This window comes from Marinobacterium lutimaris (assembly GCF_900108065.1).
Taxonomy (GTDB): Bacteria; Pseudomonadota; Gammaproteobacteria; order Pseudomonadales; family Balneatricaceae; genus Marinobacterium_D; species Marinobacterium_D lutimaris.
The window spans coordinates 1-16,681 of the sequence record NZ_FNVQ01000013.1 but is presented as its reverse complement, the minus strand read 5'-3'; the positions used below and the strand labels follow the sequence as shown (position 1 = coordinate 16,681).

General features: G+C 51.2%; 14 protein-coding genes and 1 pseudogene. 11 read left to right on the top strand and 4 right to left on the bottom strand.

Annotated features, from left to right (window positions below; all coding sequences use genetic code 11):
* The 4 genes and pseudogenes from C4S72_RS26120 to mobH all read right to left on the bottom strand — a co-directional run.
* Positions 1-433, bottom strand: a pseudogene (locus tag C4S72_RS26120) (transposase); the annotation flags it as partial.
* 2,720 nt (positions 434-3,153) lie between these two features.
* The gene (locus C4S72_RS25455) at positions 3,154-4,278 is read right to left on the bottom strand and encodes a ParB/RepB/Spo0J family partition protein (RefSeq protein WP_104006023.1); all 1,125 of its coding nucleotides are present in this window, start codon (positions 4,276-4,278) and stop codon (positions 3,154-3,156) included.
* Positions 4,279-4,285: 7 nt separating this feature from the next.
* Complete coding sequence (locus C4S72_RS25450; protein ID WP_104006022.1) at positions 4,286-5,338, bottom strand: ParA family protein; 1,053 nt, start codon at positions 5,336-5,338, stop codon at positions 4,286-4,288.
* Positions 5,338-7,206 carry a MobH family relaxase gene (gene mobH, locus C4S72_RS25445; RefSeq protein ID WP_104006021.1) on the bottom strand — a complete coding sequence of 623 codons (1,869 nt, stop codon included), beginning with the start codon at positions 7,204-7,206 and terminating at the stop codon, positions 5,338-5,340. Before mobH ends, C4S72_RS25450 begins: the two co-directional genes overlap by 1 nt.
* A gap of 282 nt (positions 7,207-7,488) precedes the next feature.
* Here mobH and C4S72_RS25440 point away from each other — a divergent pair, with 282 nt between their 5' ends.
* From C4S72_RS25440 to C4S72_RS25390, 11 genes are all read left to right on the top strand, one after another.
* Complete coding sequence (locus tag C4S72_RS25440; protein WP_104006020.1) at positions 7,489-8,127, top strand: STY4526/YPO1902 family pathogenicity island replication protein; 639 nt, start codon at positions 7,489-7,491, stop codon at positions 8,125-8,127.
* A gap of 32 nt (positions 8,128-8,159) precedes the next feature.
* Positions 8,160-8,948: a PFL_4669 family integrating conjugative element protein gene (locus tag C4S72_RS25435; RefSeq protein ID WP_104006019.1), complete on the top strand. Its 789-nt coding sequence runs from the start codon at positions 8,160-8,162 to the stop codon at positions 8,946-8,948.
* A gap of 358 nt (positions 8,949-9,306) precedes the next feature.
* On the top strand, positions 9,307-9,681 hold the full coding sequence (locus C4S72_RS25695; RefSeq protein WP_146071943.1) for a hypothetical protein: 375 nt from the start codon (positions 9,307-9,309) through the stop codon (positions 9,679-9,681).
* 629 nt (positions 9,682-10,310) lie between these two features.
* Positions 10,311-10,778: a PFGI-1 class ICE element type IV pilus protein PilL2 gene (pilL2, locus tag C4S72_RS25425; protein WP_104006017.1), complete on the top strand. Its 468-nt coding sequence runs from the start codon at positions 10,311-10,313 to the stop codon at positions 10,776-10,778.
* 2 nt (positions 10,779-10,780) lie between these two features.
* Positions 10,781-11,659, top strand: a complete 879-nt coding sequence (locus C4S72_RS25420; protein WP_104006016.1) for a hypothetical protein — start codon at positions 10,781-10,783, stop codon at positions 11,657-11,659.
* 3 nt (positions 11,660-11,662) lie between these two features.
* On the top strand, positions 11,663-11,890 hold the full coding sequence (locus C4S72_RS25415; RefSeq protein WP_104006015.1) for a hypothetical protein: 228 nt from the start codon (positions 11,663-11,665) through the stop codon (positions 11,888-11,890).
* A gap of 3 nt (positions 11,891-11,893) precedes the next feature.
* Entirely contained in the window at positions 11,894-12,685 is a 792-nt protein-coding gene (locus C4S72_RS25410; protein WP_104006014.1) for a TIGR03759 family integrating conjugative element protein, read from the top strand.
* 6 nt (positions 12,686-12,691) lie between these two features.
* Positions 12,692-13,237 carry a transglycosylase SLT domain-containing protein gene (locus C4S72_RS25405; protein ID WP_146071942.1) on the top strand — a complete coding sequence of 182 codons (546 nt, stop codon included), beginning with the start codon at positions 12,692-12,694 and terminating at the stop codon, positions 13,235-13,237.
* On the top strand, positions 13,222-13,758 hold the full coding sequence (locus tag C4S72_RS25400) for a PFL_4695 family integrating conjugative element protein (RefSeq protein ID WP_104006013.1): 537 nt from the start codon (positions 13,222-13,224) through the stop codon (positions 13,756-13,758). Before C4S72_RS25405 ends, C4S72_RS25400 begins: the two co-directional genes overlap by 16 nt.
* A complete protein-coding gene (gene traD / locus C4S72_RS25395) occupies positions 13,755-15,797 on the top strand; it encodes a type IV conjugative transfer system coupling protein TraD (protein WP_104006012.1) in 2,043 nt (680 codons plus the stop codon). Before C4S72_RS25400 ends, traD begins: the two co-directional genes overlap by 4 nt.
* On the top strand, positions 15,794-16,543 hold the full coding sequence (locus C4S72_RS25390) for a TIGR03747 family integrating conjugative element membrane protein (RefSeq protein ID WP_160115600.1): 750 nt from the start codon (positions 15,794-15,796) through the stop codon (positions 16,541-16,543). The genes traD and C4S72_RS25390 overlap by 4 nt, the downstream gene beginning before the upstream one ends.
* Positions 16,544-16,681: the final 138 nt, after the last annotated feature.

The window sequence follows — 16,681 nt, the reverse complement described above, 5'->3', positions numbered from 1 at the left end:
GCAAACGCGATATCCCGGATGCGTTCGGTTAACGCGTCATTCTCGGCGGAGTAGCGAGACTCATAGCGCTGTGTGGCGCGGCATAACCCGACGAGCGAACAGGCCCTACGTTCCGATATTGGTGTCTCAGATCGCATCGTACGCACGGCCTCGCGCTTGTTCCCGACGGTCAGTACTTTCGGCCCAAGGCGGCCTTGAGAGCTTCGGTATCAAGCATCGCTTCCGCCAATAGCTTCTTCAGCCTGGCGTTCTCCTCTTCCAGAGCTTTAAGTCGGCGGGCCTCTGAGACCTCCATGCCACCGTACTTCTTGCGCCATGTATAAAACGTAGCGTCTGAGATGCTGTACTTCCGGCACAGTTCGTTGACCGGTAAGCCCGCCTCAACTTCCTTCAGAATCGGAATGATCTGTTCTTCAGTGAATCGCTTCTTCATGTTCATCGTCCTTCTATCTGATGAACATTACTAAGAGCTTCATGGATTAGAAAGTGGGGAGCAGGTCACGATGACTCGATTTTTACCGCCTAAGTTGCTTCCAAAACCGACCTGCCTTCAACACTACCCTTCTTGTGCCCACTTTTTTTCTCGAAATGAACCGTTAGAGATTATCTCGAAAAGCTAGTGTGTTTTGTCGATTTTGTTGCCTTAGGCAACAAGCCCATATGCCTTATTCCTTGCTACAGCTGTGCAGCTACTTAGCATCAGAATCGGGACTGCAGCTAATACCCTTATGAGTTGAATACTGAGTATCGAGCGAGCAAATATGGACAAGGTGTTGGAGCTGAGCATGCAAACTTAGAAAGTGATTTTTTGTTGCCTAAGGCAACAAGTCACGTTTTCAGACTTTGATAGACCGATGTTAAGAGCTACTGCTGTATCCATATTGATAGTTACAGAGTTAGTCGTTTTAGAATAATACTTTATATGTATACAGTATCTGGCGGACTTACGGTAATAGTAGAGCCGAAGCTCGCAATGGCTTAATACGGTATGTGTTGTTTGCTTACAGGTACAAACTTCTATCTTTCAGCTAGTCTCTTTTGAGTTGTTGCCTAAGGCAACAACTATAATAACGCTAAACCAGATTATCTGGCTGTTGCTCCGACCTGGTCGATAAGAAAATATATGAGACTGGTGTGATTAGACCGGATTACGTTTGTTGCCTTAGGCAACATCGGAACTGAGATTACACCGGGCCATGATTGTGATGTTTAGGAAGCTCGATCAAAAAATCAAGAATACAGATTGGAGTGTAGATAATTGATCATCCCAATCCCATCCGTTTAATAAGCTGTATCCCCTAAGCATTGTGCTCTACTCCACCCCGCTTCACAGTCTATAGTCACAGTCCTGGATGAGTTCCCTTTAAGCCTTGGCATCGTTCCTTCTTTGTAACGGGTAATGGCGGCCGATGTTGATTTTCGAAAAGAAAATCACTAGCTCCTGAAACAGGGTTATCGACTTTTTGGATTTTCATGTTCCAGGTATTGGGATCAAGCGCTTTACGTACTGAGGTTTCCACAGTGTGCTTGAAAGAGCTTCTGTACGCCCGGGATCTTTTTAAATAATTGAGCTATCTGCTTAGCATTTCGGTAAGGCTTTGTTACTGTCGCTGCTGCTTAAGAAATTCAGGACCAGGCGGCCGTAAACCAGTTCTGGAGTAGCGAATTGATTTATTTGTAGATGACTTAGCTTTGGACCTGCACGCGTATCCTTAACCGTATTGACAGTCCTACCTAGAGATAGAGTTTTTACGATGCATGCTTTCCAGAGCAAACAGCTTGATTATCTCTATCTCTGGGGCACGGTTATCTATCGATCTTCGTAGATACCAGCACGCTGAACAATGGATAACGAGCAAATAACTCATTCCAATCAGACTGTGGTGTTCATATTCAGATTGGTGGTCTTGTTGCCTTAGGCAACAAATGACTCAGGTTCTGTTCGTATGGATAAACGCTGTCATTTGGGCATCTGATCTTGTGCCTGGTCAGCAGGAGGAATCCCATTTTGTTGCCTAAGGCAACAACAATAAAAGTAGGTATCTAAGATGTAGTCCTTGTTCTTTGGCCTATATACATTGGTTCGATGAGCAACCTTTACTATGCCGATTCACCAGGTCAGGGCTCAACTGGATCTTGACGGACGTTGTGATTAACCCGGCCCAACGGCTTAGGAAGTTTGTCGCCTAAGGTAGCAACTTATCTTGCATTCTATGGCGTGAAGGGGAGAACTGCACTATTTACACTGAACGTTTTAGAAGACCAGCTTATAAAAGATATTGTTACTAATGGCCGAAGCTGCCGTTAGTAACAAATGAGATCAACGGTGCGATATAAAAGAGGAGGGGAGCTTGTTGCCTAAGGCAACAAAATACTTCGGTATTCTGCGTTGGGTCAGGGGGATGAGGTCTCTATGATAGGCTCAGTTTTATCCTTGGCGTGCGATTATTATTGGTTGATTATGTTGTTCGTTAAGATCGCATGGAATTTTTTTACTGTATAAAAATACAGTATATCGACTGGTGTATAACAGGCTTCGGTGGTTATCGTAGTGCCATATGTTTCAGTAGATAGCCGATTTTGGCACTAACCGTTGTTGCCTTAGGCAACAACGATGAAGGTAAGGATCTAAAATATAGACTCTCATGTCGTTCTACCTCCTGGGCGATGATAGTACAGGATGAACTTAACCCGGCCATCGTTAATGGATATTTGTTGCCTAAGGCAACAAGCGATGTATGACCGTACAAAAGGCGATGCTTCTGTGCGGCCCGTCAAGCATATCAGTGCTGCCTTTAACTGCCGCAGAGCGGGCTAAACACAGCAGAAATATTTTCGATTTGTTGCCTAAGGCAACAACATGATTGCCTGTCTATAAAACGCAACCTGTCTTATGCCAGGCTGACGTGAAGGTGCGTGGGATTAACTGGGTAGCTATGTTGGACATTTGTTGCCTTAGGCAACATCTGGCCCAGGGCATGACTCTTCATAAAGTCTTTGGCAAAAAAAGACCTTACACACGGAAGAGGGGAGGGGGCTTTGCTGTCGATCAGAAAGCTAACATAAGGCTGATTGAAATATCCCGTTATATCAGTTGGTTAGAGGTAATCCGCTGTTAATGCTTGGTGCGAATCTGATACTGTTATGTTCTCCTCAGGTGTCGGTTGTAGGGGGAAGCTGGCAAACGGTATCCATGAGCCATTGAACGTGTATAAACAGATCAGAAGGCTTAGATAGTAGATTCTGGTGGCTGCCTATGTACGAATCAATTCGGCCGGCAAGTTGGGTATCAATGCCCATTTGAAACTGCGCTTCTGCTCGAAATAACGAGGTGAATAGACGTTCAACAGATGCCAGGTCGTAATCATTCTCGATGTTTACTGAGTTGTTTGTCATCGTTATAACCGGCCCTGTTGTACCCTTATTGTCATCGCTACTTGAGGGTAGGGGAGAGGTTACCTTCCTTCCGTTGGTTGCACCCTGTGCTTCACTATTACCCAACTTCTGATTTGATCGACTGTTACTTTGCCGTGTGAGAGCGTCAGCCCTTTCCAAAGAGGTAATCGTGCCGTTCAGAATTTTGGTTCGATAAGCTTCATCACTACGGGCTAGATTCAGGACTGACCGCCAACGGCGGGAGTGGGTCCGAGATAGATTTAAGTGCTTCATGACCTGGGTGATACTGATTTGCTGTATCTGCTCTGCGTCCATCAGCTCTGCAAAGAGGCGCAGGTATCCTCTGGCTGTTTCGGCGAAGGTGAGGTTCTCACGGCTCAGGTTTTCAGCTAAGTGCGCCCGCAGCTCCGATACAGCATCCTGCTGCGGCATGATCCGTAACTCAACATCACGACCCAGGAGCCAGCAAGCCATTACTCGGGTGGATCCCAATATAATGCGATAGTGGTCCTCCTGTGGAACGCCTCCGACGGCTTGAAGCTGACCTTCACGCTCAATGTCGAGGGCCAGCTGCACTATGCGCCTAAAACGATCCAATTGCTCACGAGGCGCATCAAGCGATGCGAGCTCATCAAGGCGAGTTTGTAGATCCTCCAGACCACCTCGAAGCGCATCAACTGGCCACTCAATGTGACGCATGAATGCAGATAGCTCCTCTAGCGATCTGAAGGTATCTCGAACGTTCTCCTTGTTGATTACTACTTTGTCGGGCGCGACGAGAAGGTGATTTGCTTTCGGAGTACTTTGAGCTTGATGCTGTAGGCGTGCAATAGCCGAAAGCGGACGAATCCGCGGAGCGAGTTTCGGGGGAAGGTTATCCATAACATCCTCAGGTTCTGTTAATTTTCTTCTGTTCGCGGCGGACCCGCTGCTCATGTTTGTCTAGGCAATCCTGTGCCGAGGGTATATTGGTGGTGAGAGGGCGTAGCACCTCGATACAGGCGTGCTCCAGAGAGAGGCGTAGACGATATTCGGCCCTGGATTTTTTTGTAATATCGAAAAGGCTGGCAGCTGCGTGCTTACCTGAGAGCACTTTCTTAACGACCTCAGCTTGATGAATGAATGAGTGCTCCGATAGGAACAGATCTTTCCACAGCTCCTTTGTCTCGTCGTATTGCAGCTTTGAAATACCGGCAGATCGAGAACTACCAGCAACATAGCGGTTAGGTAACAGGCCAATGAGCTTAAGGGCCGAACAGCCAGCTGAAGCCCGGTAACTGTTTTCAGTTTCGATCGAAGATTGAACGCTCATGATGCCGTCGATGGAGTGCACGTCGAACTCCATTGGTATGACGATATGTGTGGAAGCACGCAGTACAGCCCGAGATAAGATGTTCCTGGTAGGGTTGGTGTCAAAGATCACCAAGTCGTAATAGCTGGCAATTTCAGGGCTTTGGACGATAGAAAATATGGAGTCATAAATGATCCCGCTGACCAACCCAATCTCTCCTGTTGTTGTAGAGATTATTTGCTCAAGCTTGGCTCCGTGAGCGGGCAGTATTTCGACGCTGCCTTCGACTCCCTGCGTTTCGCGGCCTATCCATGTGGGATATGGCATAACAATCTCATTCAGGAACGCGCCGGCGATGGATGGCCGATCTACTTGGTCTGGGTCAGCAGGATCATAGTCGGGGTGGGGCGGTGGGGCTTTGAACATTACGCCTGCTTCGCCATACGGTATCTGCTCCAGACCGAGCATCAATGCAGTAAGATTGCACTGAATATCGGTATCCACGAGTAGCACCCGTAATCCAGCAAAACGGGCCGCATACTCGGCAATACTGGCCGAAAGAAATGTCTTTCCTACGCCACCTTTTTCGTTGGATACCGCAAGAGACGGAGTCAGAAATTCATAGCTGCTTGTGTGCATAGACGTCGCCATTAGTTGCTGCACCGTTCGAGAATCGGGTTGGGCGAATGCTTATCGAGTTCGGGAAACTGGTCGCGCTTTATGAGCAGTGCTGAAATCATGCTTTCACGCCGAGGCCCACGGACGACAAGTCGATGGAAGTCTTCGCCATCACTCATAAAGTGCGCGTTAAGCTTCTTCACTTCACGCTGGACTTGGAGTAGCTGTTTGTCTCTAGACTTGCCGAGGGCGTTAGCGACAGCTTTGTTATCATCGAGATAGAGGTCGAAGATTTTGGGCGTTATTAAGGCGACATAGTCATCGACTAAATGAACCGGTGCGCCACTCTCATTAACCCGAACGCGGCGGTACTTGATGCCGTTTAGGACCCACGCAATAAATTCGCTTTGGCTACGCAACGGCGAACTGGGTGCTCCAGGTTTTGATTTGAAGGCTGGTTTTGTACTCAAATTCCGGCTAACAACTCTGACAGGCTCGCGATCAGCCTGTGGTGGGACTGGAGGGGCTTCATCGGGACGGGAAGTATTTTCCTCTAGTGCATCACTAGGCGCATGGTCCTCCCATGGGGGGATGTCGTCCGGTGTTGGAATGGGGGGGGCCGTCCCGGCCCCCCTTGGATGATCATTAGCAGGCGTGGCGGAGACAGCAGAGGGTGGAACGTGTGCGCTGTTGTGTTCAATCTCATTCCCTTTGCTATCAACCGGAATGATGATCCCGTTGAATATATTAGGAGTCCCCGATACCCATAGGGTCTCATTGGGTATTACGATAAAACTTAGTTTCTGTTCCCAGCTTCGTTGTTCATCCTTTACTATTGCTTGCTGGATATCGCCGCCTTCGACCGGCGGAATACTCAGTCCGTGCTCATTTAGAATCTGCATCAAACGCAGTGGGGATTGAGGGATAGACTTGTGACCTGCTGCCAGTAAGAACTCTCTTACTTTTTCCATCATGGATTTGGCCACGATGTAAGTGCGCTCGTTATCAACCCACAAACCTGCTCCTGGCATGTTGCGCTTTATCTTTCCTTCGTTTGCCAATATCTGGAGTGCTTCCAGAATCTTCGCGTGTAAAGGCCGGTCGACATGTTCCTGGATACCCGTAGATGGTCCCAGGTTTTCACTCGTAGATGCTCTGTCTGATTTCCGGATGAGTTCGCCGATGATGCCGGCACCTGTGGCTGAAGCCGCCAATGTAGCCATCATCTGCCCCAGTAACGATCTGTCTTGTGTTAGCCAGAAGGATGTTTCCTGAGTAAGCAGGTAGGGGAGTAGGGTAATGCCCAGCTTTTCATGCAGCCCGTGAATGTGCTCGCCCCGCGTCAGGCGATATCGCGATACATATTGAGCACTAATGGGCATAGGTCCATGCCAGGCCTGCCAGTGAACATACTTCCCATCTGAATCTTTGTAGACGGTTTCTTGGTCACCAATCACCTTGCCGATATCATGAAGCAGGCCGCAGATAAAGATCCCAAACCGCCAACGTTCAGCGTTTTGAAGCAACTCCTCTGGCTCGGCTCCAGGAGGCAGAATGACCCCCGCACTAAGTCGGAGTGCCCGAAGTGTGACTTCCAGCGTGTGATCCAACAGACCGCCGGATTGGGAGTGATGGTGTTGACGTGACGCTGGATGTAATTGAACCAGCTCGGCAAACCGTTCTAGTGCATAGAAATAATGATTGTCCCAGATTTCCTGAGTAACACTGACCGAGCGCTTGATAAGGACTACCAGTCGCTGCCGGTGCTCGTCTTGCAGAAGGACTGATCCTGGTTCACAGATATGGTGACCCGGAGGAGGGGAGGGGGTTGCTGGAGTTGGCGCATGCGTGTGTGTCTGAGGTTCTTTTGAAGTGCGTTTGCGCCGTAGCCATTTTTTCATGCGAAAGCTCACAAATAATCTTTGTCGGTACGGATTTGGCGGTATTCAGCTCCTTGTAAGTCTGAATTTCCGTGTTATTTCTGAATCACACTGACTTGCTGTCTCGGTTTTCAGTACCGAACCACCATGGCAATGGATTTTGGTGGATTTGTTGAGGCTATGTACGGGGAATTAGGACATGCGCTTTGACCTATTAATTATTGAAACGAAACATTTGTTTGATGAAAATGTGACCACGTTGGCCAAAGATGACGGAACAATCAGGGAGAACGTTTGGTGAGCATGGATAGGCTCAAGTCTGGGGCGGTGGCACCCGAACCACCTTCATCCGGGGAACTTGCAGTACCGCAGGCAACGGTTGATTGCATCCAACAGCTTGTTTTGCGAATGCTGATGGATATTCACGTATCAGTGTCTACTGGAACAGTTCAGCGATTCTTGGCCTTGGGCATGACTCAAGGTCAGATTTTGCATGCGTCACAATTATCGCCTGGGCAGATGGATGATCTGGCCAAGTCTTATGCCCGCACTGTATCCCGTCGCTCCTTGAATCACGGGGGGATTGTTTGTGATTTTTTTGAGCTGGGCGCACTTATTTCACGGCGGACAAACGAGGAAGAGTTAGCAGAGAAGTACCTGCGGGCGGGCGCATCTAACGATCTCATGTCCCGGCTATTTGGGAAGCGATCGACAGAATGCAGTGGCCTTCGGCAGTTGCTGAGCATTCCTGCGAAGAAGGGGCGGAAATCAGAGCCAAAAAATGTGGATGAGGCGCAGATGACAATATATAGCCTCTATAAATTGGCAATGGAAACGACTTCTTGCAGCCGATTGTCGATCCTACAAATCCACCATGAAACCGGATTTCCGCTCAACTATATCCATCGCGTCATTACAGACAACAACCAGTTTCCGCTCTGAACAATCGATAACCCGCTGAAGGAATACCTCGTATGGCCACTCAAGAAAGTTCTCAGGCTCGCCGCCAAACAAAACGCGAACAAGTCGGATCCTTTAAATATATAGAGAATCCGAAAGTCGAACTGCTGACCAATGTAGCGGTGTATCTTTGGAGCGGCCGAGAAAATGTACCAGGTAAGCCGTTCATCATGTCGATGCCCCAACTGCTTCGCCGCACCCGGAATATGGAAGCAGCGATCCGTGAAGATGATCCCTGGGCGGATAAAGCCTACCTGGCGCTTCAAGAAGGGATTGATGAAGCGGAGCAGGCATTCCTGGCTAAAAAGGAAGAATTGGAAGCGGTAGTCAATGAGGGGCACTCACGCATTCAGTTTGCAGAGGTAGTTAATAAGAGCACGGTGACTTATGAAGTCCGCGATCACAGCCGATTGGGCTTCCGAGCGTTGGAGGTTCTGATGTTGGCGGATGATACCGCTCGACTAGTCATGGAAGCACAACACCGGGGCCGTATCGGGGGACGTGAAAAGACCCTGCTTGTGAAGTCTATTGAAAGCATTTTCCGAGGCATGATGTCGCATGTATCCAAGTGGCGCTATTTTGGTGTTACTCGCGATGATGTAGCGGCCAATACTAAACCTGCTCAGAGTGCTCGTGAGGCAATGGGTGAGATTGAGGCGGACTACCTGGAAGGACGCCTGCGCAGTCGATTCGCACCAGACCTGCCGACGAAACGACTGCAGGTGTCAGAGGAGGAGGCTCCGATCACCGAAGAGGATATTCAGGCTGAAGTGGCAAAAATGACTGCTGCAGCTAAGGGGTGAGAGTGGTCAAATTACCCGAGATCGACTGGTCAAATCGCTTCAAGTGACTTGGTCAAATTGCGTTGGATTGAGTGGTCAAATCGTAGTTAATGGGTTTTTGAGTGAATTTGCGGGATATCTCTCGATCGTCTGGTCTAAAGGGATTGATATGGGGGTGGTCAAATTGGGATCGCCCCTTTTTTTGTCTTCAAAACAGTAGGTTATAGGTGTGTTCATCAAGAGGTGCGCAGTGGCTAAACGCGAAACCAAGATGAGAAATGACAATCCAGTCGAATCAGCGGACTCTCTATATAATATATATACCTTATCCTTTAATAATATTATGGGATCGGCCTCTGACGTAGTACGAGGACGATTCATGGTTAGCCTCAAGCGTCTTGAGGAGAGGGCGCAGGATCTCCTTGAAGAGTACCGGTCAATCCGTATTGAACGGTTGTCGTTGGTACGCCGTAGTTTCGATGCATACAGCTCAGTAAGTTGGCGGGTACAACTGGAAGGATCAAAGCGGCGGTTTGTGTCACTGGCTGATGAAAGCGCTGCCGAGCTGTTGGAATCTATCGGGGATCTTGAACGGGAGCAGGTTCGCATCTTGGATAGTGAAGTGCAGCTGCTCAACGCTAACCTGAAGATCGAGTGGACGAAGTATCAGGAACATTGTCGGCTGAGCCACCCGCCGGAAGATACTCTGATTACACCGAAGCAGATGCCCGGGATCATCGACACGCTGAGTTGAAAATAGAGGATGCTGAAATTATAGTGTGGCCATTACAACGTGATCGATGATCACTAACCGGAGCAGGGGCCGGTCATCAATGCCCCCTACAGGCGTTAAAGCATCGCCACTCATATCAAAACCCCGCTGCAGTGTTCAGCATACTCCACACCGCCCGAGCTTCTGGCTCATTCCGAGGTGCTGTTAAAGGGCATTCGATTTTCAGAGTGTGTCTTTCACAGCACCTTGAACCACGGCAGTTTTATCGTCTCAAGCTGTGAGGGCGAAAGGCGACATCGCATTCCGTATTCAAAACCACATCCTGCCCGTACCCTGGATGGCGCAAGCCACTTTGACAAATGGTACGTTCCTTTGTTGGGCGAAGCCCAGCCTATCCTTGTTGGATTCCAGCGAGGGTCGCGGATGAGAGAAGCCGCACGTTAGAGAATCGCTCATAGTTCTCGATAGGAGCCTCTGTCTCCTAGAGCATTTGGCTGTGCTGGCCACCCGGTTCTGCCCCCGTTCGCGGGGGTGAACCACCCGCCACCCAATTAGGTCATTCCGGATGATCTAATTCCCCCGAAAAAAAAGACCTCGTTTGGATAAGGTTGCCCGGTAGTTTCGACCCGTATATCTACGAGGAACATCCGATGCAACTCAATGCGTTAATCGGTGCAGTGCTACTGACTGTAGCCGGTACCAGCCTGGCTGGAGCCGAGAGTGAACCTAACCCGGTCACAATCCCTGATCCTATCATCCCCCAGGATTACATCGAGACGGGGCGTTATTCTCGGACCGTCAATGAACCTTACCTGTCCCAACGAAACCCGCTGAAGGTCATCGTAAACACCCGCATACCCAACTCGGTTTCCACCGTACAGCAGGCCGTACAGTTTCTGCTGGTCCGTTCCGGATATCGTCTTGCCGATCGGTCGGTATGGACACGCGAGGCGGAAATCCTGATGTACCACGAGCTGCCGCAAGTTCACCGTCAGCTTGGCCCCATCACACTCGATAAAGCACTGCAGACACTGGCAGGAGACGCCTTTGAGCTGGTGGTTGATCCGATCAATCGCAAGATTACATATGTGGCTTCTCGGGATTTGGTGGGAGGTTGAGCATGAGTAATCAAACTCACGACCTCGACCCGTTTGAACAAGCCAGTACGGGACGCGAGGAGCGAGCCGAGCTGGAGCATCACAGTGAAGCTGATCCGCATATCGTGCAGCCAATTGACGATGAAATTGAACCAATGGTGGAAACGGGGCAAGAGGAGTTTGGTCGTCAACAGTCCGCACGTGCTGTGCCAGTCACACGCAAGTCAGTTCCCATGGTGGGGGTGTTGGCCACCGGTGCGTTGCTCATCTCCATAGGTTCTGGGGCCGGTGTTGCTTATTCGCTCAACCAGACCGGACAACTGCGCGAGGATACGAGTGTGGCCTTTACCGATGTGGATGACAACATCTCAGCTCTGGGATCACGGCTCAGCGAATCTGAGGTGCAGATTAGCCAAGTGCAGGAAACATCGGATGCCAACAATCAGCAGATCCGATTGCTGGACACCGACCAGTTGGCCATCGGGCTTTCAGCCCTTCGCCAGGATCTAGCCGAGGTGGATGCCGCATTCGCGGATTCCAAAGCGCATTCACAGGAAACCATACAGGATCTGAATCAGAGGGTTTCAAAGCTGGAAGCGCTGGCTCAGTCCCTCCAGCAAGTAGCCAACCGAGCACAAGCGACACCGTCCCCGCGCCGTGCTGTCCGAACGGCTCCAAAGCCAAAAGTCATGGATACGCTTGATGGCAATCCCGTCGTGTCGGTCGATCAGTGGGGCTACAACTCGAATGTTGTTCTGCAAGACATTACTACCGGTGAATTTGTCTCCGTAGCCAAAGGCGCCACGGTCAATGGTTGGCGCTACGTGGACGCTGACCCGAAAGCTCAGACGGCCACGTTCTCAAAGGGGCCGCAAATAGTACTCGTCAGAATCAGGGGGTAGGACATGGAGTATCTGATTGTGTTGGTGCTTGGGGCTTTGATTTTCAATGAGGCCTCTAAGGAAGAGGAATCCCAGGTTGAATCGGTGCCCGTGCAGGTCGAAGCACCGAAGCCTGTATTGGAAGAGACGCCCACCTATAAGCCCAACCACTATTTCCTTGATCGCGAGCATGGCTACTACACCAGTGACCTGTCACCGCGTTCTGCCACGCCCACACAGGAGCAGGAGTAAAACATGTGGAAATCCATTCTCTGGTTAGCGGTGACCTCAACCCTTGTGACTTCAGCCTGGGGTGTGGAAAGCAACGCTGTACAAACCTCGGGCACTCAAGCTGCCACGTCAACCTTCACTGACAGTCGTGTCCAGGGTGCAATGGATCGCATCAGTGAAGAGGAAAAGTCACAGGCACGTCAGTGGATGCTGAGCGAAGAGGACTGGTCGAAGTACAAGAAAATCATGGCCGGTCCACGCGGGATCTGGTCTCCGGGACTTGATCCGATAACGGCGCTGGGGGTTATGGAAACAGACCCGGCGGAACGTCGTCGTTATGCCGAAATCTGGATGCGAATGGAAGCGAAGCGTGCCGAGCTCGAGCTGGCGTTTGAAGTTGAGCGCATGTCTGCCAGCCAGCAGGTACTCGGTAACCGACCTGTCGTGGACAACGACAAGTGGGTTCAGCAGTGGAATGCAGACCAGAACCGGCGTACCCATGACGTGATGTTGTTCGTTGATCCTGACTGTGTAGATAGCTGCCGCCGACTTTTCGGAGAAGTGTTGGCGTCGACCGGCACCGGTGAAGAAACCCGCCTGAACGTATATTTCCCGGGCGGAACCTCGGCAGAGGAAATTGGTGGTTGGGCCAAAACGGTGGGCATTGATCCTGACATCGTAAAGGCCCGGAAGGTCACGTTGAACTTCGACCGCGGAGAATACGCCCGGTACGACATATCCCAATCAGAGCTGCCGGAAGTCCGCGTTGTAAATCTGAAGACCGGCGACGTTCAGGCAACCTTCAAGCGTTGGTGATCCAATATGGATATCAGGAATCGATTGCGGGACCTGGCTCTGGGTGCTTTGTGTCTCGCGGCATCCGTACCTGCACTCGCCAAAGTGCCGCCGATGATTGAGCGGGTGGCGATAGAGCAGGGCGTGCCGTCGCAAATCTTTTACGCCATTGTGCTTGCTGAGTCCCGATCTCCTACCCAGCAAGGGGCCAATGCCTGGCCCTGGACAATCAATCTGCAGGGCCACCCTCATTTTTTCCAGACTCGTGAGGAAGCCTACAGCTTTGCCTCTACGCTGGTTGCACAGGGGACGAGGAGCTTTGATGTGGGCATTGCTCAAGTGAACTGGTACTGGCATGCCGAACGGTTCGACTTTGATCTCTGGTCAGCTTTCGACCCCTATACCAACCTCACCGCTGCAGCCAAGCACCTGAAAGAACAGCATGCCCGTCCTGGCTGTGATACCTGGGAACTGGCGGTGGGCTGTTACCACAGGCCCGGCCGCCGGGATTCCGACTTGGTTATTGCCGGCGCCTACGCAGAGAGAGTGTTTAAAATATGGTTCGACCTATAACCGCGCTGGCCAGCATCACGCTGGCCTCGTCACTTTATGCGCAAGAGCCGCCGGTCGTTATTGCCGATCACGGCGGCATACCTATCACCGAAGTAATCAACGAAAACGACGATCAACTTCCTCGCGTTGACCGGGCGATGGCACAAGCCAGTGCATCCATACTGGATCGCGGACTTCTATCCGATTCACTGTATCCGGTAGTGAGTCAAAACCTGACGGTCGGGCCGGTTGGAGCCAATGAGGCGAGGAACATCCCGTCCTACTTGCTGACCCAACCCCTGTTTATCGTCGGCTATGACCGGGTAAGTGCCAACTGGCTCGAATCCAACATGGATGTCCTGGCTGAGAAAAGGGCGATTGGCCTGGTCGTGAATGTGCAGTCAGCCGCTCAGATGGAACGGTTGGTAGAGATAACGCAGCAGCGGGTGGCATTGACCCCAATGTCAGCGGATCAGTTGGCGCGCTCTATTAACCTGCGCCACTACCCAGTATTCATTGACCATACCGGAGTTGTGCGATGAGCCTGATCGAAGCGAAATTGCGCCCCGCCGTTGAAGTATGGTCAGGGTGCGTTGCCCTCGGAGCTGCTTTCATCATCTACATGATGCCCAACTGGTTCATGATGACTGAATCTGTGGCCTATCTGTCAGCCGGTTTGCTGCTGCTGTTAGCTCTGGTGCGTTTCAAGGAATCACTGGAGGTTGTGCGCTACCGGAAACGGCTGAGGCGATTGCCGTATTACGGGATGTCGTCCAAAGAGGTGCCGAAGTATGGCGATTCTCTGTTCTTTGGCCGAGGCTTTCGTTGGGGGCAACGTCATACCCAACGTCTGAAAGACACTATGAACCCGGCCGTTCGCCATTACATCGAGGACAGCTCCCCCTATCACTGGGCGCGAGACTTTGAGCGAAAGCACGGAAAGCACTGGCTGATAAAACTGACACGTTGGAACTCACCGTTGAATCCAGTCAGGCCCTTACCACCCATCGGCGGCAACCGGGTATTGCACGCGGTAGGGATCGATGAAGAGAAAGACGTATTCGTAGCAGGTTCCGACCGCCCTGGTAACACGCTGGTGCTGGGTACCACTCGGCAGGGCAAATCCCGTTTGGCAGAAATCCTGTTGCTGCAGGACATTCATCGAAACGATGGGCCGGTGATTCTGTTTGATCCGAAATCAGACGCTGCGTTGCTGACCCGAATGTATACCGCGGCCAAGCAAGCCGGACGAGAAGATGAGTTTTACTGCTTCCACCTTGGATTCCCCGAAATGTCGGCCCGGTACAACGCGATCGCTAACTTCTCGCGTATCACCGAGATTGCGACCCGCGTATCCAACCAGCTATCCGGTGAAGGTAACTCGGCGGCGTTCAAGGAGTTCAGCTGGCGCTTCATCAACGTAGTGGCCCGGGCTCTGGTAGCGATTGGTGAAAAGCCCGATTACAACAACATCCTGCATTACGTGACGGATATTGAACCTTTGTTCCGTCGCTTCGCTGATTACTGGCTCCCACGCAATGCGGATCTCTCCTGGCAAGCCGATGTTAATTTGTTCGAGGAGGAGGCAGCTATCCAGTACAAGAAGAACCCCCGCATGGCGAAGTACCAGTCACCCAGGACTGAGGCGCTGCGCCGGTATGTTGAGGGCATGGAAGCGAGCGATGGTGTTATGCACGGACTACTGGGAGCGCTGCGCTATGACGCCGAGTTTTACAGCAAACTCGTGGCATCACTCATCCCCCTGCTGGAAAAAGTGACCACCGGTAAAATCGGAAAGCTGCTGGCCCCGGATTACACCGATACCGACGATGATCGTGCGATCTTCGACTGGACGCAGATCATTCGCCAAAAGGGCGTGATCTATATCGGCCTGGATGCCTTGCAGGACCTGGAAATTGCCAGCGTAGTGGGCAACAGCATGTTCTCCGACCTGGTGAGTACGTCCGGCACGATCTACAAGCACGGTTATGAAGCGGGGCTGGTAGGAGGAGAGGAAGGCAAGCTGCCAAAAATCTATCTGCATGCGGATGAGCTCAATGAGCTGATCGGGCCTGAATTCCTGCCGATGGTGAACAAGGCAGCCGGATCCGGCGTGATTCTGACGGGGTACACCCAGGCGCGTGCCGACCTGGAAGCGGCCTACGGTGATAAGGCTATGTCTCAGGTGATAGAAGGTAACTTCAATAACCTGATCATGCTGCGTGTACGCGACAAGCACACAGCGGAGTTGATGACCGATCAGTTGCCGGAGGTGGAGACGACGACCGTTATGCAAGTATCGGGAGCGACAGACTCATCTAACGTGGATTCTGAACAGGACTTTACCAGCTCCACTCAAGATCGTGTGTCAGTCGTATCAGGGCCCATGCTTGACCCCAGTGCGCTGATGTCATTACCCAAAGGGCAGGCGTTCATGCTGGTAAACGGGGGTGAGCTTTACAAGATCCGCATCCCGCTACCAGAAGATGATCACGTATCCATCCCGGAAACGCTGCGACAAATGACTGAGCAGATGCAGCGGACCTATACAACCGGTGAACAATGGTGGAGGGGCCTGTGAGTTCTGCATCCGAAACACAATCAAGCGCTGGCCGGCACCCGTCAGACAAGCGCGGCATCATTCCGAACCTGTTTGGCCTGGTTAGCCGAATCTTCGGTGTTCTCTTCTTCTCGGCATTTATGTCGATCATCGTGGAGTGGGTCGGTATGACCTGGTGGTTTGCCGACGACTACAGCGGCTATTCCCATGCCCAGATGATGTTACAGCAGGAACTGACCTACCTAAACACCTCGGCACGAGAAGGGACCATGGACACCTATGCGGCCGTGAAAGCCAATCACTACGTTGAGTCAGTGATCGACTTCGCATTTTTCCAATCAGGTGTCATGAGCTGGTTGCACTCGACCCATGTTACAGAGCCAGGCGATAACCAGTTAGTGCTCTACTTCAAACAGATCCAGAGCGTAATTTATGACTACCTGGTCGCAATGGCTTACACGCTGATGACGTTCATTGTCAGGGTTACGATCCTCACGCTGTCTCTTCCTGTGTTTTTCATCTTCGGATTTGTGGCGTTGGCCGATGGCCTGATGAAACGTGATCTGCGGCGCTTTACCGGCGGCCACGAATCGTCGTTTGTCTATCACATAGCCAAAGGCTTCAGTACGCCGATGCTGGTTCTCGGTTGGATTGTGTACCTGGCTATGCCGATAAGCATCCACCCGAACTACATTATTACGCCGTTTGCGGCGTTGTTCGCATTCGCGATCTTTATAGCGTCGAGCAAGTTTAAGAAGTACTTGTAGACAATAGAAACTTGGGGGAAACCGTACTTGGGCTTGAGTATGCTGGGGTTCTACCCCGTTACTGCGGACACTTCTGAAAAGAGGCACAATGTGCCAAAGGAGTGTTCATGACCCAACGCAGAAGATACAGCGCCGAGT